Origin of the sequence: Nocardiopsis sp. JB363 (assembly GCF_900143625.1) — a bacterium.
In the GTDB taxonomy this organism is placed as follows: domain Bacteria; phylum Actinomycetota; class Actinomycetes; order Streptosporangiales; family Streptosporangiaceae; genus Nocardiopsis.
Genome location: NZ_FRFF01000094.1, coordinates 1 through 21,758 on the forward strand (window position 1 = coordinate 1; position 21,758 = coordinate 21,758).

At 67.7% G+C, this 21,758-nt stretch carries 18 protein-coding genes; 5 read left to right on the forward strand and 13 right to left on the reverse strand.

All coding sequences use genetic code 11. The features are described 5' to 3' along the window. A partial coding sequence (locus tag BQ8420_RS13855; RefSeq protein ID WP_200815929.1) for a hypothetical protein occupies positions 1 to 197 on the forward strand: 197 nt, incomplete at its 5' end. Between the two features lie 140 nt (positions 198 to 337). Here BQ8420_RS13855 and BQ8420_RS13860 read toward each other — a convergent pair. Together BQ8420_RS13860 and BQ8420_RS13865 are read right to left on the reverse strand one after the other, a co-directional pair. After that, positions 338 to 1,276 carry a PfkB family carbohydrate kinase gene (locus BQ8420_RS13860; RefSeq protein ID WP_235006199.1) on the reverse strand — a complete coding sequence of 313 codons (939 nt, stop codon included), beginning with the start codon at positions 1,274 to 1,276 and terminating at the stop codon, positions 338 to 340. A gap of 44 nt (positions 1,277 to 1,320) precedes the next feature. Then, positions 1,321 to 2,595 carry an AGE family epimerase/isomerase gene (locus BQ8420_RS13865; RefSeq protein ID WP_087099111.1) on the reverse strand — a complete coding sequence of 425 codons (1,275 nt, stop codon included), beginning with the start codon at positions 2,593 to 2,595 and terminating at the stop codon, positions 1,321 to 1,323. A 259-nt stretch (positions 2,596 to 2,854) separates the two neighbouring features. Here BQ8420_RS13865 and BQ8420_RS13870 point away from each other — a divergent pair, with 259 nt between their 5' ends. After that, entirely contained in the window at positions 2,855 to 3,715 is an 861-nt protein-coding gene (locus BQ8420_RS13870) for an SDR family oxidoreductase (RefSeq protein WP_087099113.1), read from the forward strand. Here the strand turns inward: BQ8420_RS13870 and BQ8420_RS13875 are convergent. The 5 genes from BQ8420_RS13875 to putP form a co-directional block, all read right to left on the reverse strand. Then, on the reverse strand, positions 3,708 to 4,523 hold the full coding sequence (locus BQ8420_RS13875; protein WP_087099115.1) for an alpha/beta fold hydrolase: 816 nt from the start codon (positions 4,521 to 4,523) through the stop codon (positions 3,708 to 3,710). The two genes, BQ8420_RS13870 and BQ8420_RS13875, sit on opposite strands and share 8 nt — an antisense overlap. Before the next feature lie 107 nt (positions 4,524 to 4,630). Continuing rightward, the gene (locus BQ8420_RS13880; RefSeq protein WP_087099117.1) at positions 4,631 to 5,971 is read right to left on the reverse strand and encodes an acyltransferase; all 1,341 of its coding nucleotides are present in this window, start codon (positions 5,969 to 5,971) and stop codon (positions 4,631 to 4,633) included. Between the two features lie 401 nt (positions 5,972 to 6,372). Beyond that, positions 6,373 to 7,203, reverse strand: a complete 831-nt coding sequence (gene nadE, locus BQ8420_RS13885; protein WP_087099120.1) for an ammonia-dependent NAD(+) synthetase — start codon at positions 7,201 to 7,203, stop codon at positions 6,373 to 6,375. Between the two features lie 78 nt (positions 7,204 to 7,281). After that, positions 7,282 to 7,866, reverse strand: a complete 585-nt coding sequence (locus BQ8420_RS13890; protein WP_087099122.1) for a putative glycolipid-binding domain-containing protein — start codon at positions 7,864 to 7,866, stop codon at positions 7,282 to 7,284. A gap of 129 nt (positions 7,867 to 7,995) precedes the next feature. Next, positions 7,996 to 9,558, reverse strand: coding sequence for a sodium/proline symporter PutP (gene putP / locus BQ8420_RS13895; RefSeq protein WP_087099144.1), 1,563 nt, complete (start codon positions 9,556 to 9,558; stop codon positions 7,996 to 7,998). A 495-nt stretch (positions 9,559 to 10,053) separates the two neighbouring features. On the opposite strand from putP, the gene BQ8420_RS32310 reads away from it, so the two are divergent. Both BQ8420_RS32310 and fxsT read left to right on the forward strand, forming a co-directional pair. Then, positions 10,054 to 10,224 (forward strand): hypothetical protein, encoded by a 171-nt coding sequence (locus BQ8420_RS32310; RefSeq protein WP_200815930.1) that lies wholly within the window; start codon positions 10,054 to 10,056, stop codon positions 10,222 to 10,224. Between the two features lie 618 nt (positions 10,225 to 10,842). After that, the gene (fxsT, locus tag BQ8420_RS13900; RefSeq protein WP_087099124.1) at positions 10,843 to 13,392 is read left to right on the forward strand and encodes an FxSxx-COOH system tetratricopeptide repeat protein; all 2,550 of its coding nucleotides are present in this window, start codon (positions 10,843 to 10,845) and stop codon (positions 13,390 to 13,392) included. Positions 13,393 to 13,414: 22 nt separating this feature from the next. On the opposite strand, the gene BQ8420_RS32725 is transcribed toward fxsT, so the two are convergent. Further along, complete coding sequence (locus BQ8420_RS32725; RefSeq protein WP_235006196.1) at positions 13,415 to 13,882, reverse strand: tetratricopeptide repeat protein; 468 nt, start codon at positions 13,880 to 13,882, stop codon at positions 13,415 to 13,417. A 30-nt stretch (positions 13,883 to 13,912) separates the two neighbouring features. Then, positions 13,913 to 14,710, reverse strand: a complete 798-nt coding sequence (locus tag BQ8420_RS32730) for a tetratricopeptide repeat protein (RefSeq protein ID WP_235006197.1) — start codon at positions 14,708 to 14,710, stop codon at positions 13,913 to 13,915. 818 nt (positions 14,711 to 15,528) lie between these two features. On the opposite strand from BQ8420_RS32730, the gene BQ8420_RS33030 reads away from it, so the two are divergent. Beyond that, complete coding sequence (locus BQ8420_RS33030; protein ID WP_255404871.1) at positions 15,529 to 15,663, forward strand: hypothetical protein; 135 nt, start codon at positions 15,529 to 15,531, stop codon at positions 15,661 to 15,663. 301 nt (positions 15,664 to 15,964) lie between these two features. Here BQ8420_RS33030 and BQ8420_RS13910 read toward each other — a convergent pair whose 3' ends face one another. The 4 genes from BQ8420_RS13910 to BQ8420_RS13925 all read right to left on the reverse strand — a co-directional run bounded on the left by BQ8420_RS13910 (position 15,965) and on the right by BQ8420_RS13925 (position 21,697). Beyond that, positions 15,965 to 16,177, reverse strand: coding sequence for a DUF397 domain-containing protein (locus tag BQ8420_RS13910; protein ID WP_087099126.1), 213 nt, complete (start codon positions 16,175 to 16,177; stop codon positions 15,965 to 15,967). A 378-nt stretch (positions 16,178 to 16,555) separates the two neighbouring features. Continuing rightward, positions 16,556 to 17,767: an acyl-CoA dehydrogenase family protein gene (locus tag BQ8420_RS13915; RefSeq protein ID WP_087099128.1), complete on the reverse strand. Its 1,212-nt coding sequence runs from the start codon at positions 17,765 to 17,767 to the stop codon at positions 16,556 to 16,558. Between the two features lie 205 nt (positions 17,768 to 17,972). Continuing rightward, positions 17,973 to 19,052: a ribonucleotide-diphosphate reductase subunit beta gene (locus BQ8420_RS13920; RefSeq protein ID WP_087099130.1), complete on the reverse strand. Its 1,080-nt coding sequence runs from the start codon at positions 19,050 to 19,052 to the stop codon at positions 17,973 to 17,975. A gap of 92 nt (positions 19,053 to 19,144) precedes the next feature. Then, positions 19,145 to 21,697: a ribonucleoside-diphosphate reductase subunit alpha gene (locus BQ8420_RS13925; protein ID WP_087099132.1), complete on the reverse strand. Its 2,553-nt coding sequence runs from the start codon at positions 21,695 to 21,697 to the stop codon at positions 19,145 to 19,147. Positions 21,698 to 21,758: the final 61 nt, after the last annotated feature.

The window sequence follows — 21,758 nt, forward strand, 5'->3', positions numbered from 1 at the left end:
ACCCGCTACCGATCCCGCGCCCCCGCCGGGAGTACGTGCCGCCGCCTCCGCCGCTGCCGCGCCGGTCGGACCACCCGCGCCGCCCGGCGAGCCACCGCAAACCCCGCCGCCGCCGAATCGGCCACCTCATCACCGGCTACGCCTTGGCCGCACTGGCCGGCGCCATGGCCCAACCACTGGTCACCCTCCTGAGCTGACCGAGCAGGACCCGCCCAGGAGAAGGCCGCACCGGGCACACGAAGCCCGGTGCGGCTCGGGGCGTCGGACAGACCATCCGGTGACCGACGAATCAAGACGATGCGGCCCCCGGCCGATGAGGTTCAGGGGCCGACGAACGCTACCCGGCCGTGGCTCGGGCCAAGGCGGCGTTCAACTCCTCCACCGTGGGCGGCTCGGCGCCCTCTCGGGTAACCGTGTGCGCGGCCGCCGTGGCCGCGTGCGTCAACAGCGCCTCCAGGTCCGCCTCCGTCAGACCGGCCAGACGTTCCCGGGGCGAATCCCCCAACCGACCGTCCAGATCCAACCGGTGCAGGAGCGCGCCCATGAACGAGTCACCCGCGCCGACGGTGTCCACCACCTCCGTCTTCGGGGCCGACACCGCGGCCGACACCCCGTGGGAGAGCGCGAAGGCACCCTCCGCACCCCGGGTGACCACGACCAGGACCGGACCGAGGGCCGCCAGTGCCGAGGCGGCCTGTTCCAGGGTGTGGTCGGGATAGAGGTAGTCGAGGTCCTCGTCGCTGGCCTTCACCACGTGCGCCTGGGCGGCGTGCCGCAGGGCCAGGGCGCGGGCGTCGGACCGATCACCGATCACAGCCGCGCGAATGTTCGGGTCGAGTGTGATGGTCACCCGACCCCGCCCGTGTTCGCGACGCAGCAGGGCCTCGATGAGGGAGGCTCCGGGTTCCCTGAACAGGGCGATTGAGGCGGCGTGCACCGCGACGACCTCGGGTTCCAGAGTCTCGGGCAGCTCATCGGACCGCCAACGCCAGTCGGCGGCGTCATCCATCCGGAAGTCGTAGTTCGCCGACCCGTCCGCGGCCAGGGTGGCCAGGGCCAGGGCGGATGGTTCGTCCGCGTCGACGAGTCCGGCCGGGTCCAGCCCCTCACCCAGGAGGCGTTCCCGGATCATCGACCCGAACCCGTCGGAGCCGATCCGGGCCAGGAGCCGGGTGGGCAGACCCAGCCGAGACGCGGCGACCGCTGTGTTGGCGGGACCACCACCGGGAGCGGCCCACAGGGTCCGGGGGCCGTGCCGGGTGGGCAGCAGGTCCATGACGTTCTCCCCGACCACCACGAGCCGGGAGGGTGTTCGCTCGTTCACTCCGCACCCCCGTCGGCGTCACGGGCGGGCAGAGCGGCCGCGATCGAGGTGGACAGACCGATCTGGGGCAACAGCACCGCCTGGTAGGCGTGGTAGACGTCCGGTTTGCCCGCCCACACCGAACCCGATGGCCGATTCTGCGGATCCAACTCGTGCCACCAACTCCCGTTCTCCCGGTCCACGTGGTGCCGGTCGGTGTAGGCCCACCAACGGTCCAGGTGCTCGGTGTACTTCTCCGCGCCGGTGCGTTCGGCCAGGGCCCACGCGGCCATGGTCGCCTCCGCGACCACCCAGTGCATGCGTTGTCGCACCACCGGTCGGTCCTGCCAGTCGAGCGTGTAGACGAACCCCTCGGCCCCGTCGACGTCCCAGCCGCGACGGACCGCGTTGTCGAAGAGGAGTTCGGCGTCGGTGAGCAGCCAGTCCGGCACCGGTTCGCCGGCCCGCTCCAGGGCGAGTTCGAGGTGCACCAGCAGACGGGCCCATTCGAGCAGGTGACCGGTGGTACTACCGAACGGGCGGAAGGGGTGGTCCGGGTGGTCCCGGTTGTAGTCCGGGAGGGGTGTCCAGTCCGGGGTGAAGTGCTCGGGCAGCCGCCAGTCGTGGTCGGCGGCCACCCCGTGGATCAGGCGCTCGGCGATCGCGAGCGCCCTGCGCGTCCACAGGGTGTCACCGGTGACGTCGGCCGCCGCGAGGAAGGCCTCCACGCAGTGCATCGCGCTGTTGGCACCACGGTAGGACTCGGTGGTGGTCCAGTCGGCGTCCCAGCTCTCCCGAACGCACGCGGCGTCGGGTTCCCAGAACCTCTCCTCGATGACGCCGAGGGCCTCGTCGAGCAGGGCCCGCGCCCCCGGACGGCCGGCGTGGGCGGCGCTGGCGGTGGCCAGGACCACGAAGGAGTGCGGATAGGCGGCCTTCTCCGGCAGCACTTGGGAGCGCTCCCGAATGCTTCTGGGATCCCCGCCCTCCGGTACCTCCTCGAACCATCCGCCCAGCTCCGCGTCGCGCAGCGGACCCGCCAGTGCGGCCAGTCCGTGATCGGCGAACTCGGCCGCGTTGGAGACCCCTCGCAGGTGCGCCAGGGAGAACACGTGTGTCATGCGCGACGTGATCCAGGTGGCGGTCGCGCGCTCGGGCTCCACCCCACCCTTCGCGTCCAACCAGCCGAAGCCCTCCGGGACCGCCGCCCCGGACGCGAAGCCCACCAGGCCTCGCTCCTGCTCCCTCAGCCACGCGGCCCCTCCCGGGGTCGAGTGTGTCGATGCGGTCAAACCAGTGCCTCCTCGGGGAGTTGTTCCGCGCGCAACGCTATCCCGCACCGGCCACCTCGGGAAAGACCGTGGGGCTGGGTGAATCGGACCGGGCACGGGAGGACCGCCCACTGCACCGGACCCGGAACCGGGGCCGAGACCCGAGACGAGAGCGGGGCGCACCAGTACGAAATGCGATGGCGCTCTCCCCGACCGGATGACAGAGTGCCGTCGTCCGAGGAACCGCCGCACCCCGCCGCCGAATCGACAGGAGACGAACATGGGTCATCCGCCCCAGCCCCATCACAAAGGGTCGGAGCAGTCGCCGAGTCCCCTCTCACCGCTCACCCGTGACCCGCTCCCCCTCCGTGGGCGTGTCGCCCTGGTCACCGGGGCCAGCCGACGCGAAGGCATCGGCTACGCCGTCGCCCGCCGCCTCGCCGCCTACGGGGCCTGCGTGATGCTCCACCACTTCCGTCCGCACGACGAGTCCCAACCCTGGGGCGGCGACGACGTCGAGGCGGTGGCCGAGGGGGTGCGCTCGGTGCTCGGTGATCCGAACGCCCGCGTGGCGCACATCGGCGCCGACATGGCCGATCCCCAGGCCCCCGAACGAGTGGTCGAGGCGACCGTCGCCGAGTTCGGCCACCTGGACGTCCTGGTCGCCAACCACGCCCGCAGCGGCGGGGACGGCACCCTCGCCGAGATCACCGCCGCCATGCTCGACGGGCACTGGGCGGTGGACGCCCGATCCCCGTTGCTCCTCGCCCAGGCCTTCGCCGCCCGACACGATGGTCGCCCGGGTGGGCGGGTGCTGTTCATGACCTCCGGGCAGATGCACGGGCCGATGGCGGGCGAGGTCGCGTACGCCTCCGCCAAGGGCGCGTTGGCCCAGATCACCCCCACCATCGCGGCGGAGCTGGGACCACGCGGCATCACCGTCAACACGGTCAACCCGGGCCCGGTGCAGACCGGCTACATCGAGGGGGAACTCCTGGAACGGGTGGTGCCCATGTTCGCGCTGGGGCGGTTGGGTGAACCGGACGACCCCGCACGGCTCCTGTCCTGGCTGGCCACCGACGAGGCGGCGTGGATCACCGGCCAGGTGATCAGCTCCGAGGGAGGGTTCCGGTTCACCTGATCCGGTTGACCAGCCGATCGGCGGCGTTGCAGGTCCACCTGATCTGTTCGGCCACCGCGAGCGGGTCGTCGGCCATCGGGATGTGTCCGGCCCCGAGCAGCGACACCATGCGGGCCGACGGCACCCGCTCGTGGGCGTGCCGGGCGCTGGAGGGCAGCAGGGTCCGGTCGTGGTCGCCCCAGGCGATCGTGACCGGACAGTCGATCGGGCGCGAGAGGAAGTCGTACTCGGCGATCTTGGGCACCATGCGCACGTACGGAGCGCCGGGTTCGAGCCCCTGTACACCGAACCTGGTGGCCTTCGCCTCTGGAGAGGAGGGGTCTCCTCGCAGGGCGACCCGGGCCGCCGCCCGGGCGGGAGGGGTGTCCGCCAGGCGTTCCTTGACCGGCATCGGGATACGGGTGGCCAGGTTGGCGACCACCCCGACGGTGCGCATGCCCCAACGGGCGAGGTTGTCGGAGAACCCTGCGGGTGAGAACACCGTGACAGAACCGGCGACCCCCTGGACGCCCAACTCCAACGCGATCGAACCACCCAGCGAGTTGCCCGCCAGGTGCGGGTGTTCGAGGCCGTGCAGCGCACAGAACTCCCGAATCACCCGGACGAGGCTGTGCACGTCGTAGGGCTCGTCCGTGGAGGGCGCCGGCGAATCACCGAAACCCGGCAGGTCGATGGAAACCACCTCGTAGTCGTCCACCAACTGCGGCGCCACGGCCCGCCAGCTCTGTCTGCGGTCCCCGAGTCCGTGCAGGAGAACGATCGGTCGTCCACTGCCGTGCCGTTCGTAGGCGATGTGTCTGGGGTCCATTGGTCGTGTCTACCCTCGGGCGCCCGTCACGCCACGCCGTTCGGGTGTGAATCTGAACGAAAGATGGATTCCCGTCGACCCTCGGTCACGGCCGCGTCACCCCACTGTCAGGCGCGGAGCGCTTCGCGTACGGTCTCCCGCACCCGGGTGCGCGGGGCGGCCGTGAGCAACAGACCGGAGATGACCGCGATCAGACCGATCACCGGCAGCGGACCGAACCCGAGGCCTCCCACCGTGAGAACGAGCAGGCCCCCACCGATCAGGGCCGCGGCGGCCAGTACCCGGATCAGGCCGGGGTCCCCCTTGAGCATCCGCGGCGGCTCCTCGAAGCGCACCGCCCAGTGCGCCAACGGCAGGATGAGCGGGATCAACACCACCACCCCGAGAACACCCCACAACAGCCACAGACCGGTCATCGGTTCGGGGGTGTCGATGCCGAGGCCGAACACCAGCACACCGGCGATGACGCTGACCGGCACCATGTGCCAGAGGTAGACGGTCATCAGCTGCGGGCTGATCCGGTCCATCATCCGCGCGGGACCTGGTCGGTCCACCCACGCGGAGATCCGGTCTCGCAGCAGTACCGAGACACCGATCTGCAAGGCACCCAGCGCCGCCAGGACGAGCGTGGGCGGGGACACGTTCGAGGTCTCCGCCGCGAACACCCCGGTCATGTTCAACGAGTACGGACCGAACCAGGCCAGCACCAGGGCGGCCACCCCGCCCACGCCGGCCAACCAGGCGGCCTGCGCCTTGCCGATCGAACCGGTCGCGTAACGGAAACCCATCTGGTGCACGCCCAACCAGACGAACGCCACGTTCAGGAAACCGAGCCACTCGACCCCGGAGCTGAATCGGACCGTGTCCACGATCACCGCGCCGGCGAGCAACGCCGCCGGAACCCACCAGCCGAACCGTTCCTGCGCGGCGACCAGGATCGGCGTCGCCATGACCACGATGACGTACGAGGCCAGGAACCACAGCACCATGCCCGCGGCGCCCGCGCCGACCAGGACCGGCTGCGCCGGCGCCCCGCCCAGGACGATCAGGTGGCAGGAGACGATCCACACCACCGCGAGGGGCACCACCGGCCAGGCGAGCCGGCGCAGCCGCTTGGCCCACCAGACCCGGGCGGGCTCACCCCTGCGGGACGCCGCACGCCAACTGAAGAAGTTGGCGGCGCCGCCCACGAAGAAGATCAAGGGCATGACCTGGGAGATCCAGGTGAGCGCGAAGCCGCCATCGGAACTGAGCACGCTGCCCGCGGACAGTTCCCCCTGGACCTGAACGCTGAGCACCGGAAGCCACCAGTGCTGGACCACCACGAGGACCATGACGAACAGGCGCACCACGTCGAGGAAACGGTCACGGGTTCGAGCCTCGGGCGCGGCGGCCACGGGTGCGGTCGTGGGCGGTCGCCCACCCGCGGGTTCGACGGTCATGGTCATCGGTATGTCGCTCCTTGGTCGTCCCCGAGACCGATGAGCACACGAGGGTGCCCATTGGTCGCGGTGACCGGGATCAGGGGGTGTCGACACGTCCCCGCGGAGGCCCTCGTATGAGCCCGCGAGTGGCATTCGATGACGCGTCGTCGATAACGACCCTAGGCGCGCGGCCGTTCGGTCGCGATGGCGCAGGATCCCCTCCCCGGCGGCGGCAGGCCCACCCCCGAGGGTAGGGCCAGCACTACCGTGCACCCGAGAAGACGGATGTCGGGAGGGCTTGCAGAGAAAATACCCGATCCTGGGCCTGCCGGTCAGAGGGCTGTGGATAACGATGCCGGGACCTTCGCACCACCGACCGGCGGGCCGTCCGTCGGGGGAGACCGCGAGGGGCCCGCGCGAGGAGGTCAGGGAGCCGTGGGCATGGCCCGCTTGTGGGCCGTGGAGCGGTAGCGGTCGACGAGGACGCGAATCACCTCGTCGTCGACGGGGAGCCCTTCCAGGAAATCGTCGATCTGGTCGTAGGTGAGGCCGAGGGCCTCCTCGTCCGGCTTCTGCGGGGCGAGCGACTCCAGGTCGGCGGTGGGCACCTTGTGGACCAGGTCCTCGGGGGCACCGAGCCTGGCGATGAGCGCGCGAACGCGGCGCTTGGTGAGCCCGCTCAGCGGGATCAGGTCGGCCGCACCGTCGCCGTACTTGGTGAAGAACCCGGTGACGGCCTCGGCGGCGTGATCGGTGCCGACCACCAGGCCGCGCAGACCACCGGCGACGGCGTACTGGGCGATCATCCGCTCACGGGCCTTGACGTTGCCGACGGCGAAGTCCTCCGCCGCGTCGTCCGTGTAGGCCATCCCGGAGTCGCTCAGAGAAGCCGCCATGGCGTCGGTGGCGGGCCGCACGTCCACGGTGAGGCAACGCTCGGGGGCGGCGAACTCGACGGAGCGGGCGGCGTCCTCCTCGTCCTTCTGGGTGCCGTAGGGCAGGCGCATGGCCACGAACTCGGCCTCGTGCCCGGACTCACGGGCACGGTCGACGGCCAGTCGGCACAGGCGGCCCGCGGCGAGCGAGTCGACACCGCCACTGATGCCCAGCACCAACGCGCGGGATCCGGTCGTGGTGAGCCTCTCGGCGAGGAAGGCGACGCGACGTTCGATCTCGGCGTCGACGTCGAAGTCCGCGGGGACCCCGAGGTCATGGATGATCTCGCGGCGCGTCCGGCTCTGCTCGTTCTCGGTCACGTGCACTCCCTGGATGTACTGCGTGTGTTCCCCGATTATCACCGGTACCGCTGGGCGTCTCGCCCGCGGTGCGGTGTGTCAGGTCCCGGGGTGGAGCCGCCGGGCGAAGCGTTCGTAGTCCACCACCACGCCGTCACCGTCCACGGACATCCGGTACTCGCCGTGCAGGGGATCGCGGTAGGTGTACCACTCCAGGCCGCCCTCGGCCGGATGACGGATGTAACGCTGACGAACACGTCTGATCCGCAGGGAGGGGACGTCGATCCACACGACCGTGATGTCGCGGTGCTCCCCCGGACGCAGCCCCAGCCTGCGGATGGGGAGGGTGTTGGTGAGCGGTGTGGCGGCGACGTCGACATCGAGACAGCCCACCAGTTCGGGCAGTTCACGGCCGCCGCCGTCACTCCAGTGACCGCCTTGGGCCCGGAGGGTGACCGATTCCGTACCACCGACGGAGAGGACCTCGGCGCGCACCTCCGTCGTCACCCAGGCAAGGTCCGTGCGCACGGTGAAACGGGTGAAGAACCGCCCCTCGCCCTCGACGACGGTCTCCCCGGCCTCCAGGCGGAAACCATCGGGCTCGGGCAGGAGGGTGCCGAGCCCCAGTCCTTCGGGGACGTCGATACGGGTCCAGGCTGCCGGGTGTTCCGTCGGTGACGACATGTCACCGTTCTACCGTTCCGGGACCGACCGACGCCAGAGCGCGCCCGGGCCCGTGCCGCACGCGACACGGGCCCGGAAGCCTTTCGTTACAGGGCCTAGGGACCCGTGATGGTCCCACCCCCGAGGGACTCAGGCTGTGGTGGTGGGTTCCTCCTCCTTGCCACCGCTCTTGACCTCGGCGTCGACGCGATCGAAGTCGATCTCCATCTGCTCGCTGACCTTGCCCAGGCCGTTGAAGACGAACATGCAGACGAAGCTGAGGATGACCGCGGGGACCATGGCGTACAGGCCCCAGCCCAGGAAGGCCTCGTCGACGTAGTCCCAGAGGATGGCCATGCCACCGCCGGAGATCATGCCGGCCAGGGCACCCGCCCAGGTCATGCGCTTCCAGAACATGGCCATGAGGAGCGCCGGACCGAAGCCCGCACCGAACCCGGCCCAGGCGTAGCCGACCAGGTCCATGACCGAACTGTCACCGAACAGGGCCACCAGGGCGGCGACCGCGGCCACGACCACGACGGTGCCGCGGCTGACCCACATGAGGAAGCGGGGGTCCGCGTCCTTGTTGAGGAAACCCTTGTAGACGTCCTCGGTGATGGCGGAGGCCGCGACCAGCAGCTGGGAATCCGCGGTGCTCATCACGGCGGCCAGGATGGCGGCCAGGAGGATACCGGCCACCGCCGGGTGGGAGAGGCCCTCGATCAAGCGTGGGAAGACCTGTTCCGGGTCACTCAGCGGGGTGTCGAAGTAGGCGATGCCGATGAAACCCACCAGGACCGCGAGGATCATGGCGGAGACCGCCCAGCTCACGCTGACGACCGCGGCCTTGGGGATGTCCTTCACCGAACGGATCCCCATGTAGCGGGCGAGGATGTGCGGCTGACCGAAGTAGCCGAAGCTCCACGCCAGTCCGGAGATGACGACGACCCAGCCGAAGGTCTCCGTGTTCACCCAGGTCCCGAGGTCCGCGTCCAGGGAGGTTCCGCCGAACGCGGACATCAGACCGTCGGCCTTGGCGCTGACGCCCTCCGTGAGTCCACCGAATCCGCCCAGGACCGAGATGGCGAGTACCGGAACGATGAGCAGGGCCAACCACATCATGACGGCCTGCACCACGTCCGTGTAGGAGACGGCGAGGAAGCCGCCCAGCACGGTGTAGAGCACCACGATGCCCACCCCCACCGCGATGGCGGGTGCCGGGGACATCCCGAAGACCATGTCGAAGAGCGAGGCCATCGCCACGAGGCCGGAGGCGACGTAGAAGAAGTAGAAGACGATGATCAGGACGGCGGAGACCCCGCGGAGCAGCCGAGTGGGGTCGTTGAAACGGTGCTCCATGAAGGAGGAGAGCGTGAGGGAGTCGGCTTCCCCGCCGGATCGAGTGTCGGTGACCCGCTCGGTGTAGACGCGGAGTCGTGGGGCGAGAAGGATCCAGCTACCGGCGAAACCGGAGGCCAGGCCCACCGCGATCCAGGCCTCGCCGAGGCCTGAGACGTAGATGGCTCCGGGCAGCCCCAGCAGCAGCCAGCCGCTGAAGTCGCTGGCGTTGGCGCTGAGAGCGGTGACCCAGCTGTTGAGCTGACGGCCACCGAGCACGAAGTCGGACTGTGAGACGGTGCGCTTGTAGACCCACAGGCCGATCGCGACCATTCCGGCGAGGTACACACCGAAGGTCAGGATCGACCAGATCATGGAGTCGTTCACCCGTCTCCTCCTTTCCATGGAGAACGCCAACGTCGGATCGTTATGCGTCGCTTATGTCGAATAAACAGATCATCACCTTCGGTCGCCTGGACCACAATGCCTTGTGTGTGGAAAAACACCTGTTCGATACCTCACCGAGTCTTCGACCAGGAACAATTGTCCAGCCCACCATTGTCCGGGCATTCCGTTTGTCTGATCGGACATACGAGTCATCCTGTCATGGGATCTCACGACAATCGGCGTGACGAACTGCGCCTGCGGGCCGGCAGCCCCTCCGGGTCCGGGACCGGCGCGGCGAGGCCGCGCACCGCCCCTCGGCCTCGGGATCGCAGGGGGAACCACGTGGCCGGCTCGGGTCGTGATCGACGTGCACGCCCGGAAGGACCCGATCCGTTCGGTGTTCACCGAAGAAGGGTGGACCTTCTGTCGACCTTCACCTACCCAGGGTGGTGGAAGGCGGGGTGCGGGCGTTACCGTTGCCGCATGGACGCACAGCCCGCCGCCATCCGCGCCCGCAGCATTGGACCGTCGGGGATATGTCCTCGCGGTGAGCACGACTGGCAGCCCTCCTCACCAGGATCGGCCCGCCACCTGTGCTCCAAATGCAACTCCATGATGACGCGCAACTACGAGCCCGACCCCTCTTCGGGCTGACGCGCCTCCGACGGGGTTCACCGCCCCACCATTTCTTTTCCACGGCCCGACCTCCGCATTTTCGGACGGCTCCACATCCCCTTTTCCCACATGGCGAAATCGGATCTTCGGGCTGTTGTCCGTTTCCAGGAGTCTCGTTCCGACAACCGCCGTCCACATGTTGTGGACGACTATCGACACGGCCGGGTACAGAACCTAGCCTGGAACCAAGCGCCCGTTGCCGGTCCCGTCCACTCGCAACGGAAAACCCGCCGCCCGGGGATGATCTTCACGTCCACCGGGCTCGTCGTCACGCGAGGCATGGGGATCACGCCATGAACCGGTGCCCCGGACCCCGAGGGTCACGGATCACGCGGGCGGTGGACGGACACCGCACGTCCCCCCATCATGCCCCGGCCCCGCTCTCCTCCACGCGGAACGCTCCCCCGCGAACGCGTCCTCCCGGCCGTGACCACGTCACATACCCCTCTCGGGACTCACCCGACCGCCGGCCCCGGCCAGGCCCTCCCCCTCCGTGTGCTCGACCCGTGACCGTCCGAGAGTCCCTGGTGAACGGTCATCCCCGGCCTGCGTCGCCGGGCCCCTCACTCAGCGCCACACGAGAAAGCTGGTGGACCGATGACGACCGGCCGCCTCCGGAGCAAGGACACCTCCTTTCTTCCGGTGATCGGCGGGGTTCCCCGCGCCAATCCTCACTTCACCGGTAGGGAAGTCATCCTGGAGCAGATCCACGAGGTCTTCGCGAGGCCCGGATCCCGTTTCCTGATCGGTGGGGGGAGCGGCGTCGGCAAAAGCCGCATCGCCGCCGAGTACGCACACCGCTACGCGGAGGAATACGAACTCATCTGGTGGATCCCCGCTTCCACCGACATCGACTCGCACCGCGCCTACCTGCGGTTGGCCGAACACATCGGGCTGCCGGTCGCCTACGAACACGTCCCCCGCGCCGTGCAGACCGTGCGCGACGCCCTCTCCGGGGATCGCGCCGTCGGTCGCTGGCTCCTGGTCTTCGACGACGTCACCGACGTCGAACGCCTGGCCACCGACTACTTCCCCACGGGCGTCCACGGCAACATCCTCGTGACCTCCCGCGACCACCGCCGGACCACCCGGACGCTGCCGGAGGGCCGGTTCGACGGGCAGGTCGTCCCCCGGCTCACCAACGCCGAGAGCCTCTCCCTGCTGCGTCGGGTCTGTCCCGACCGTCTCGAACACCACCGGGACGGAGAACGCCTGGCCGAACTGCTCGAATACCTGCCCCTGGCCCTCAATCAGGTCGGCGCGTTCCTGCGCGAGTCGACCGTCCCCACCGCGGAGTTCCTGGACACGTTCGAGGAACGCTACAACCAGATGCTCACCTACTCGGGCCCCGACGACCACACCATCCCCCTTCGGGTGGCGTGGGGCATCCAGGCCGAGGACCTGGCCGCGGGCGGGGACGAGCACGAGACCGAGCACATGGCCCTGGAGCTGATCCGGCTCTGCGCGTTCTTCGCGCCGCGACCCTTGGGACGCACCCTGTTCTCCCGTTCCCGTGACCTGGGCCCGACCCCCTTCGGTACGGCGCTGCTGGGCGACGACGCACGCCTGGGCCGGGCCCTGGATTTCATGAGCCGCCACCACCTCGCCTACTTCGACCACGAGCGGAACACCTTCCAGCTGCACGAGCTGTTCCAGTCGGTCATCCGCGATTCCCTCCCGCACACCGAACGAGTGCGGTACCGGGACCTCGCGCACCTGATCCTGGCCCGGAGCGACCCGGACCACCCCACCGACTCGGCGTACCGGACCGAGTACCTACAGCTGTACGCGCACGTGAAGGCCTCACAGGCCTGGCTGAGCCGAGATCCCCGGGTGCGCGGACTGGTACTGAACGTGGTCGACCTCCTCACAGAGGTGGGCGACTACTCCAACGCCACCAACCTGGTCGACCAGGCCGTCAACGCCTGGTCGGACGACCCCGCCCTGCGCGTGCGCGCCCGACTGCGACGCAACAAGATCCGGCGCATCCACGGCGAGTACGTGACGGCCCTGGCCGAGGCCGAGCGGATCCACGCCGAGCAGATCGAGCGCGAGGGGAGCGACAACGACGAGTCCCTGGAGTCACTGCGGGCGGTGGCCATCTCGCTCAGCGGCCTGGGCCGCTTCGAGGAGGCGGGGCGGATCTTCCGCCGCATCCTGGACCACCGGCGCGGCAGACACACCGAATCCGACCCGCGCACCCTGGAGGCCGCGCACGACTACGGCCAGGTCCTCCAGGAACAGGGCCGCTTCGAGGCCGCCCTGGCCGTCGACCAGCACACCTTCCAAGGACGGCGTTTCGTGCTGGGCCTCAATGACGTGCACACCCTGCGCAGCGGCCTGTCGGTCGGCCTCAACCTCATCCTGCTGGGCCGCTTGGAGGAGGCCAGAAAGCAGATCGAGGAGTGCATGGAACGCTTCGCCTCCACGGCCGAAGAGGACAGCCCGCACGTGCTCCAGGGAAAGATGTTCCTGTCCGTCGCCTACCGCAGGCTCGGCCACACCGCGCCGGCCACAGAGCTCTCACAAGGAGCACTTGCCGTGTACCGGCGCAACCATCCCACCGATACACGGCAAGTGCTGTACTGCCGAGTCATCAACATGGTGAACCTGGCGGGCACGGCCTCAGACCGACAGCTGGCAGAGGCCGTCCGTGAGGCCGAGGTCCTCATACGCCCGTTGGACGAGCGTTACCCGAACGAGCACCCGTTCCCCGCCACCGCCCGTCTCAGCGCGGCCATTGTTCTTCGCGCCGCGGGCCGGTACACCGAAGCACTCCAACTCGATCAAGAGGGGCTGGAACGCCTAACACGCATCTACGGCCCGGGAGCGTTCAGTTGTTTACCGGCCACATTGAACCTGGCCACCGACCTGTTCTACCTCGACCGTGTCGAGGAGGCACACCAGTTGGAGGCCATGACAGTCGCGGACTGTCTGCTTCAGCTGCCCTCCGACCACCCGATCTTGTTGACCGCGCACCGGAATCATCTGGTGACCCGGTATGCCATGGGTGAGGATGTGGCCGCGGAGTGGAGTGGACTACGGGCGGTATTCATCGATCGGTTCGGTTCCGATCACCCAGGTGCGGCGTCGATGTCCACCTTCACGCGGCAGGACTGCGACGTCTTCCCCATCGCACCCTTGTGACACGTACCTCCTAGTGCAGGTTTCATGCCAGGCCGTTTCGGAGCAGGCCTTCGATACGCTCCCGAAGTCCGGCTGAATCGGCCTCGGTGCGACCCTCCAGGATCTCCACGGCCTCCTCGTACTCTCGCCGCGCGTGGTGGGTCCGTCCTGCGGAACGGTGCAGTTCACCGAGCCGATACAGACAGTGTGCAAGGGACCGACGATAATGGTCGCCGGACCGATAGCCCTCGATCGCTCGGGCATAGGATCGCACCGCCTCATCGGCACGTCCCATGGCCCGGTAGGCATCCGCCGTCGCCTCGAACACTCGGGCCTCACCGATGAGGTCCCCGCCCTGTCGATAGAGAACCGCCGCCCTTCGGTATGCGGCGATCGCCTCGTCCCAGGAATGGACCTGGGCATGCAGCGTCCCGAGTTCGAGCAGAGCGAGTGCCTCACGAAGCGAACCACCCAATTGTTCGGCGACCTCCAGCGCTCGCCGCACCACCACGAACGCCTGTTCGGTGAGTCCCGACTCCCTCTACGCCACGCACAGGGTCGTCAAACAGGAGAACTCGCTCAACCGGTTACCGGTCTCGTGGTGGATCCGCGCCGCCCTCTCAGCCAATGACCGGCTCTCTTCGAACCGCCCCTCCTCCAAGTGGGTCCTGGCCAGATTACCGAGAGCGATCCCCGACCAGGTCCTTCTCGAGAGCGACTCCAGGATCTCCAGGGATCGACGGAAGTGCTGTGCGGCGTGGTCGAGCCGTCGAACCCTCAGATGGACGATTCCGATGGCGTTGAGGGACATCGCCATTCCGAATTCGTCCTGCATCGTTCGCCTGAGCTCGTGGGAGCGTCGATGGTATTCCAAGCCCTCCGAGTAGCGATGACCTTGTACACAGGCCATGCCCGATGCTTCGAGTAGGTCGGCTTCTGCCTCCCTGTTCCCCTCACGAGTGGCTGCGGCCATCCCCGATTCGATCATTCGTTCCCACTCGGAACCGCAGGCGTAGAAGACGTACACATGGCGCAGGATGACGGGAAACCGCCAAGTGAGCGTGTCCAGTCCGGCTTCGTCCGTGGCCTCCACGAGGGCGGATATGTTCAGGGACTCACGATCGAACCAGCGGAGTGCGTCCTGGTGCCGAGAGAAGGTGGGCACCTCGGTCTCCGGTCTCGGCACCCCGTCCAGATCATGATGACGCAGGTGGGAGTCGGTGGCTCGGGCCGAGGCATCAGCGGAGTACAGGTACCGATGCGCCAGGTTCTCCAAAGCGGTACGCCTCTTCTCCTCGGAATCCTCGTTTCGCGCCCTGTCCAGTGCGAAGGAGCGCAACAGATCATGGACTTGGTAAAGGTCGGCATCCGTTTGCTCGACCAGATGGGCACCTACGAGAGCGTCCAACGCATGGCGAACCACCGTCGTGGACCTTTCGCAGAGTGCGGCGATCGCGTTCGCCCCGAAGGTCACCCCCGGGTACAGGCCCAGAGAACGGAACACTCCAGCCGTGCCTTCCGGCAAGGACCGATAGGACCAGGAGAAAACCGAACGAACAACGTGCGACTCGTCCCGGAGGTCCCTCAAGAGATCGCCCAAGGGCATGTACGGGCGGCTCACCGCGCGTTCAGCCGCGACCCGTAACGCCAAGGGGAGGTGATCACAGAGTCGGGCCAGTTCGGCGACTTCCCCCGGAGAGTCATCTGGACGGTGCCGGGAGGCGGCCCCTTCCAGAGGGCCACTCCTTCAGCGGATTCCAGAGCCCGAACCGTCAAGCGTCGTGCCCCCTCCAGTGCCACCAGACCGGACAGCCTGTCTCGACTCGTCACCAGTACGGCACAGGTGGCCGTCCCCGGAAGCAGAGGGCGTAATTGGGCTGTGGTCGCAGCGTTGTCCAGGATGACGAGGATGTGACGGTCCGCGATGAGAGATCGGAACAGGCCCGCCTTGCCATCGAGATCGTGTGGAACGACATCCGCTGTCGCTCCGAGTGCGAGCAGGAAGCGGTCCAAGACCTGGTCCGCTGGGACCGGTCGTCCGGTGCCATAACCCCGAAGATCGGAGTAGAGCTGTCCATCGGGGAAGCGACGCCGGACCCGGTGGGCCCAATGTAGGGCCAGTGCCGTCTTCCCTACTCCGGGAGTACCCACGATGGTGTGGAGCAGGGCCCCCTGCAGCTCACCGATGTCGTGATCATCGAGGTGAGCGTCGAGGGTCTTGAGTTCCGCCACACGGTTGACGAAGCCGTGTACATCACCGGGCAGCTCACGGGGGATGGCCTGGCGCGATAGAACGCCGCTGGAGCCATGGAAATGAACACCGCCGTGGACGTCCCTGGCTTGGACCGCCTGGCCGGACATGTGAGAAATTCGCGATTCGGTCCCGCCAGGGTCATACCGGCTCATGCGCTGGTGGGAATAGGGGCGTGAAGTATCGGACACCGCACGGCTCCGCTTCGATTACCGGGTTCAGGGCATGCCGGAACATACCCCGAATCCCCTACCCCATAAGCAGGCTTTCTCATCTCCCACACGGAACTCTCCGCGTGGGAGGTCACACCCCGGATCGTGTCAGTACCCGACGTCGAAAGAACTAGAGAGCTTCCTTCGAAACCGCTAGAAAGGTCATCCACTCACGGTTCTCGAACTTCAACTGAGCGTCCTCCGGATGCACGGAGTCACGGAAGAACGACTCTCCCGAAGTGAGGTTGAGCACCTCGCAGCAGGCCCCGATGTCGTAGGAGTAACGGGACTTGCGCCACTGACCGAAGAAGTCCTGAGAGTTCCCCGTGTATGTTTCGAACATGCGCCGACCCTGCCCTTGGTCTTCGTTGATTCTAGCCTTTTCCCACACAGCGCCCGAGTAATCTCATATCGTGGACTATCGCGATTCGATGGCCCGGAACGGATCACGGGCAGCAAGCGATGAAGGCGAGCACGCACTGGATCGGCGGGAAGTGATAATCAGAACGGTAGCGTAGCCACACTGGCCACGCGAGACCCAAACCGGACATTCGTGCAGCTTGTCAAACCGTTCCCAAACGGTGACCGGCTCGTTCCCTTTCTGCGGGACTTATGCTATCGAGTGTCATTCTTCGTGTCCTTTTGGTGGCGTTTTCAAAGGTCCTGCCTTTGACATGTCCGGCGGGGGCGACCTCTTCCCCTCCCGCCCCCGCGCCTCATGTCAGCCCACCGAGAGCAACGGCTCCGGGCCGGTCCTCAGCCGGCCCGCCAGACGCTCGGACCACTGCCCCTTGTCGGAGCCCAACGCGGCCTCACCCAACCGCAGCAACTGCACGTCGCTGGTACCGGCTGGCGCGAAGATGTGGTGGGCGTCGCGCAGGTACCGCTCGACGGGGCTATCGGTGTACAGGCCCCGCGCCGCGTGGATCTCCATGGCGTTGCGCGCGGTGTCCAACGCGTACTCCACGTTGACGAGCTTGGCGTTGATCAGTTCGTGGTCGCAGGCCAGACCCTGGTCCAGGAGCGACACCGCGTGGTACAGCGACAGCGTCGCCACCATCAACCGGGACTGCATCCGACCCAACTTGAGCTTGACCGACGGAACCTCGCACAGCGGCTTGCCGTAACGATGTTGCCGAGAGGCGTAGGCGCCGGTCTCCTCGACCAGGGCACGGTGGATGCCCAGGGCCACCGCGGCCAGGTTGGCCCGGCCGTACAGGACGCTGGACGAGTAGGCCACCGGCAGGCCGTCGCCCTCCGCGCCCAACATGTTGGCGGCGGGCACCCGGCAGTCCTCGAAGAGCAGCTCACCGAAGCTGAAACCGTGCAGCCCCATCGTGCCCTCGTGCCGCCCCAGGGAGAACCCAGGGCGGTCCGACTCGACCAGGAAAGCCGACAGGCCCTTCGAACCGGCTCCGGTCCGAGCCACCACACCGTGCAGGTCACCGACGTGGCTGTTGCCCACGAACACCTTCTGCCCGTTGAGCACGTACTCGTCGCCGTCGCGTACCGCGCTGGTGGTCATTCCGAGGACGTGCCCGCCGGACCCGTACTCGGTGACCGCGATCGTGGGCAGGCAACGCCCGGCGGCCACCTCGGGAAGCCAGGTCGAACGCTGCCTCTCGTCCCCGAAGTGCACGATCTTGGCGACCCCCAACTGGGAGGCCTGGACCATGGCGCCCATCGCCCCGCTGACCCGGGAGAGCTCCTCGATGATGATGGTCTTGGCCAGATGGCCCAGCCCCATCCCGCCGTAACCACGATCCACGGTCACCCCGAGCCAACCTTGCTCGGCGATGAGCCGGGAAAGGTCCCGGTCGACGCGACGGTGCCGCTCCAACTCCGAGATCCGGGGTTCCACCTCCCGCAGCGCGAACCCGCGTACTTCCTCTCGCAGCCTCTGGTGTCGTTCTCCGCCGAAGTAGTGCTCCACGTCGTCCCCCTTCCGCGCCAGGAACTTCCTGTTCGCACCCCGTTTCGACGCGGGCGACGCGACATCGTTCCGGTTCTGACCTCCTCCGGTCAGAGCGTTGCCGGAACCGGCCAGGAAAGCGGAGCCCGTATCCCGGCACGCGAACGGCCCGGGGCGCGCGCCCGCCCCGGGCCGTGGAGGGAGAAGGTTCTCCCGGGAAGAGGACCTAGTCCCAGTCCAGGCCGCCACCCGTCTGGTACTCGATCACTCGGGTCTCGAAGAAGTTCTTCTCCTTCTGCAGGTCCATCATCTCCGACATCCACGGGAACGGGTTCTCCGTCTCGCCGTAGATGGGCCGCAGGCCGATCTGCTCGGCACGGCGGTCCGTGATGAAGTGCATGTACTTCTCGCACAGCTCGGCGTTCAGCCCCAGGACACCGCGCGGCATGGTCTCGCGGCCGTAGGTGACCTCCAGCTCACAGGCGTCGATCAGCATCTGCCGCACCTCCGCCTGGAACTCCTCGCTCCACAGGTTCGGGTTCTCGATCTTGATCTGGTTGATCACGTCGATGCCGAAGTTCAGGTGGATCGACTCGTCGCGCAGGATGTACTGGTACTGCTCGGCGATACCGACCATCTTGTTGCGGCGGCCCAGCGACAGGATCTGCGCGAAACCGGTGTAGAACCACATGCCCTCGAAGATCACGTAGAACGCGACCAGGTCCCGCAGGAAGGCCTGGTCGGCCTCGGGCGTGCCCGTGCGGAAGTCCGGGTTCTCCAGGTTCTGGGTGTACTTGAGCGCCCAGGCGTCCTTCGCGGTGATGGACGGGACCTCGCGGTACATGTTGAAGAGCTCGCCCTCGTCCAGGCCCAGGCTCTCGCAGATGTACTGGAAGGTGTGGGTGTGCACGGCCTCCTCGAAGGCCTGGCGCAGCAGGTACTGGCGGCACTCCGGGTTGGTCAGCTGGCGATACACGGCCAGGACGATGTTGTTGGCGACCAAGGACTCCGCGGTGGCGAAGAAGCCGAGGTTGCGCTTGAGCATGAGGCGCTCGTCCTCGGTCAGCCCGTCCTTGGACTTCCACAGCGCGATGTCCGCCTGCATGGCCACCTCGGTGGGCATCCAGTGGTTGTTGCACCCGGCCAGGTACTTCTCCCACGCCCAGGTGTACTTGAGGGGCAGCAGCTGGTTCACGTCGGCGCGGGCGTTGATCATCGCCTTGTCGTCGACGTTCACGCGCTCGGCGTCACGCTGGATCTCGCCGAGGCCGGTGGAGGCGGCGTTGTTCTCGGAAACCGCGGTCATGCTCGTGTTCCGTTCTCCGGCCGTGCCGGGTCGTCTGTGGGAGTGGAGGGGCGAGGAGGGCCGGCGGGGGTCGCCCGCCGGCCCGGGGCCTCCTACTGGCAGGCCTCGCACTCGGGGTCGTCGATGCCGCAGGCCTGGTCCTCGACGATCTCGAACTCGTCCTCGGGCTCCGCGGGCTCGGCGACCGGGGCCGGGCTCGGGGAGAGGCTGGGCGTCGGGCTCGGAGTCGGGCTCGGCGCGGCGGCCGGAGTCGGGGTGGCCGACACGGCGTTCAGGCGACCGTCGGTGCCCTTCAGGGTGCTCTTCTCCACGTGCGTGGCGCTCTGCGACCGCAGGTAGTACGTGGTCTTGAGCCCGGAGCGCCAGGCGCGGCGGTACAAGGCGTCCAGCTTCTTACCGCTGGGCGCGCCCATGTACAGGTTCAACGACTGGGCCTGGTCGATCCACTTCTGGCGGCGCGAACCCGCGTCCACCAGCCAGGACGGGTCGACCTCGAACGCGGTGGCGTACAGCGCCTTGAGGTCGTCCGGCACCCGGTCGATCTCACCGAGGCTGCCGTCGTGCATCTTCAGCGCGGACACCATCTCGTCGTCCCACAGCCCCCGCTCCTTGAGGTCGCGGACCAGGTAGTCGTTGACGACGGTGAAGTCACCGGACATGTTCGACTTGACGAACAGGTTCCGGTAGACCGGCTCGATCGACTGGTTCACGCCGGTGATGTTGGCGATGGTCGCGGTGGGCGCGATCGCCATGACATTGGAGTTGCGCATCCCGGTGGTCTTGACGCGCTCGCGCAGCGAGTCCCAGTCCAGGGTCTCGCCACGGTCCATGTCCAGGTCGCCGCCGCGGGACTCGGCGAGCAGGCGCAGGGAGTCGATCGGCAGGATGCCGCGGCTCCACAGCGAACCGTCGAAGCTCTCGTAGGAACCACGCTCGGCGGCCAGCTCCATGGAGGCCTCGATGGCGTAGTAGCTGATCAGCTCCATGCTCTCGTCGGCGAAGGTCACCGCGCCGTCGGAGGCGAAGGGCGTGCGGATCTTGAACAGGGCGTCCTGGAAGCCCATGAGGCCCAGGCCCACGGGGCGGTGACGCATGTTCGCGCGGCGCGCCTCGGGGATCGTGTAGAAGTTCACGTCGATGACGTTGTCGAGCATCCGCACGGCGGTGCGGACGGTGCGACGCAGACGCTCGACGTCGACGCCGTCGGGGCCCACGTGCTGGGGCAGGTTCACCGAACCGAGGTTGCAGACCGCGACCTCGTCCTTGTTCGTGTTCAGCGTGATCTCGGTGCACAGGTTGGAGGAGTGCACCACGCCGTTGTGCTGCTGCGGCGAGCGCAGGTTGGACGGGTCCTTGAAGGTGATCCACGGGTGGCCGGTCTCGAACAGCATGGTGAGCATGCGGCGCCACAGGTCCACGGCGGACATCTTCTTGGAGACCTTGATGCGACCGGCCTCGGCCTCGGCCTCGTACTTCTCGTAGGCCTCGACGAAGTCCTTGCCGTACTTGTCGTGCAGGTCCGGGACCTCGTCCGGCGAGAAGAGGGTCCAGGTGCCCTGCTCCTCCACACGCTGCATGAACAGGTCCGGAACCCAGTTCGCGGTGTTCATGTCGTGGGTGCGGCGGCGCTCGTCACCGGTGTTCTTCCGGAGGTCGAGGAACTCCTCGATGTCGATGTGCCAGGTCTCCAGGTAGGCGCAGACCGCGCCCTTGCGCTTGCCGCCCTGGTTGACCGCGACCGCGGTGTCGTTGGCGATCTTCAGGAACGGGACGACGCCCTGGCTCTTGCCGTTGGTGCCCTTGATGTGGGAGCCCAGGCCGCGGACCGGGGTCCAGTCGTTGCCGAGACCGCCCGAGTACTTGGACAGCATGGCGTTGTTGCTGATGCCGTGGAAGATGTCCTGCAGGTCGTCGCCGACCGTGGTCAGGAAGCAGGACGACAGCTGCGCGCGCACCGTGCCCGCGTTGAACAGGGTGGGCGTGGAGGCCATGAAGTCGAACGAGCTCAGCAGCTCGTAGAACTCGATGGCGCGGGCCTCACGGTCGTCCTCGTTGAGGGCCAGACCCATGGCGACGCGCATGAAGAACGCCTGCGGCAGCTCGTAGCGGACCTCGTCGCTGTGCAGGAAGTAGCGGTCGTACAGGGTCTGGATGCCGAGGAAGGTGAACTGCTCGTCGCGCTCGGGGTGCAGGGCCTTGCCCAGGCGGTCCAGGTCGAACCGGGCGAGGGCGGGGTCGAGCTGTCCGAGATCGATGCCACGGCCGACGTACGCGGCCAGGTAACTCGCGTAGCCGTCGCCCATTTCGGTCTGGGTGGCGGTCCGGGGAGCACCACCGATGAAGCTCAGGGCCTCGGTGCGAAGCTTGTCCAGCAGCAGGCGGGCGGCCACGTAGGAGTAGTTCGGGTCGACCTCGACGTAGCTGCGGGCAGCCATGACGAGGGCGAGCTCGACCTCGGCGTCGGCGATGCCGGGGTAGAACCCGCGACGCGCCTCGGTCAGGACCTTCTCCGCCGAAACACCGGAGAGCCGTGCACAGGCCTCGGCTACGACATGCTCGATCCGGTCGATGGCGGCGGGACGACCGCCCTCGTTGTTCGGCTCGCGCCGAACGGATGCGGGCACGGCCTCGACGTCAAGGGTCATACAGCGGCTCCAACCTCGGTAAAAGGGTCCCGGTGGGGGTGCGGGGGCACGAGTGGCGGGC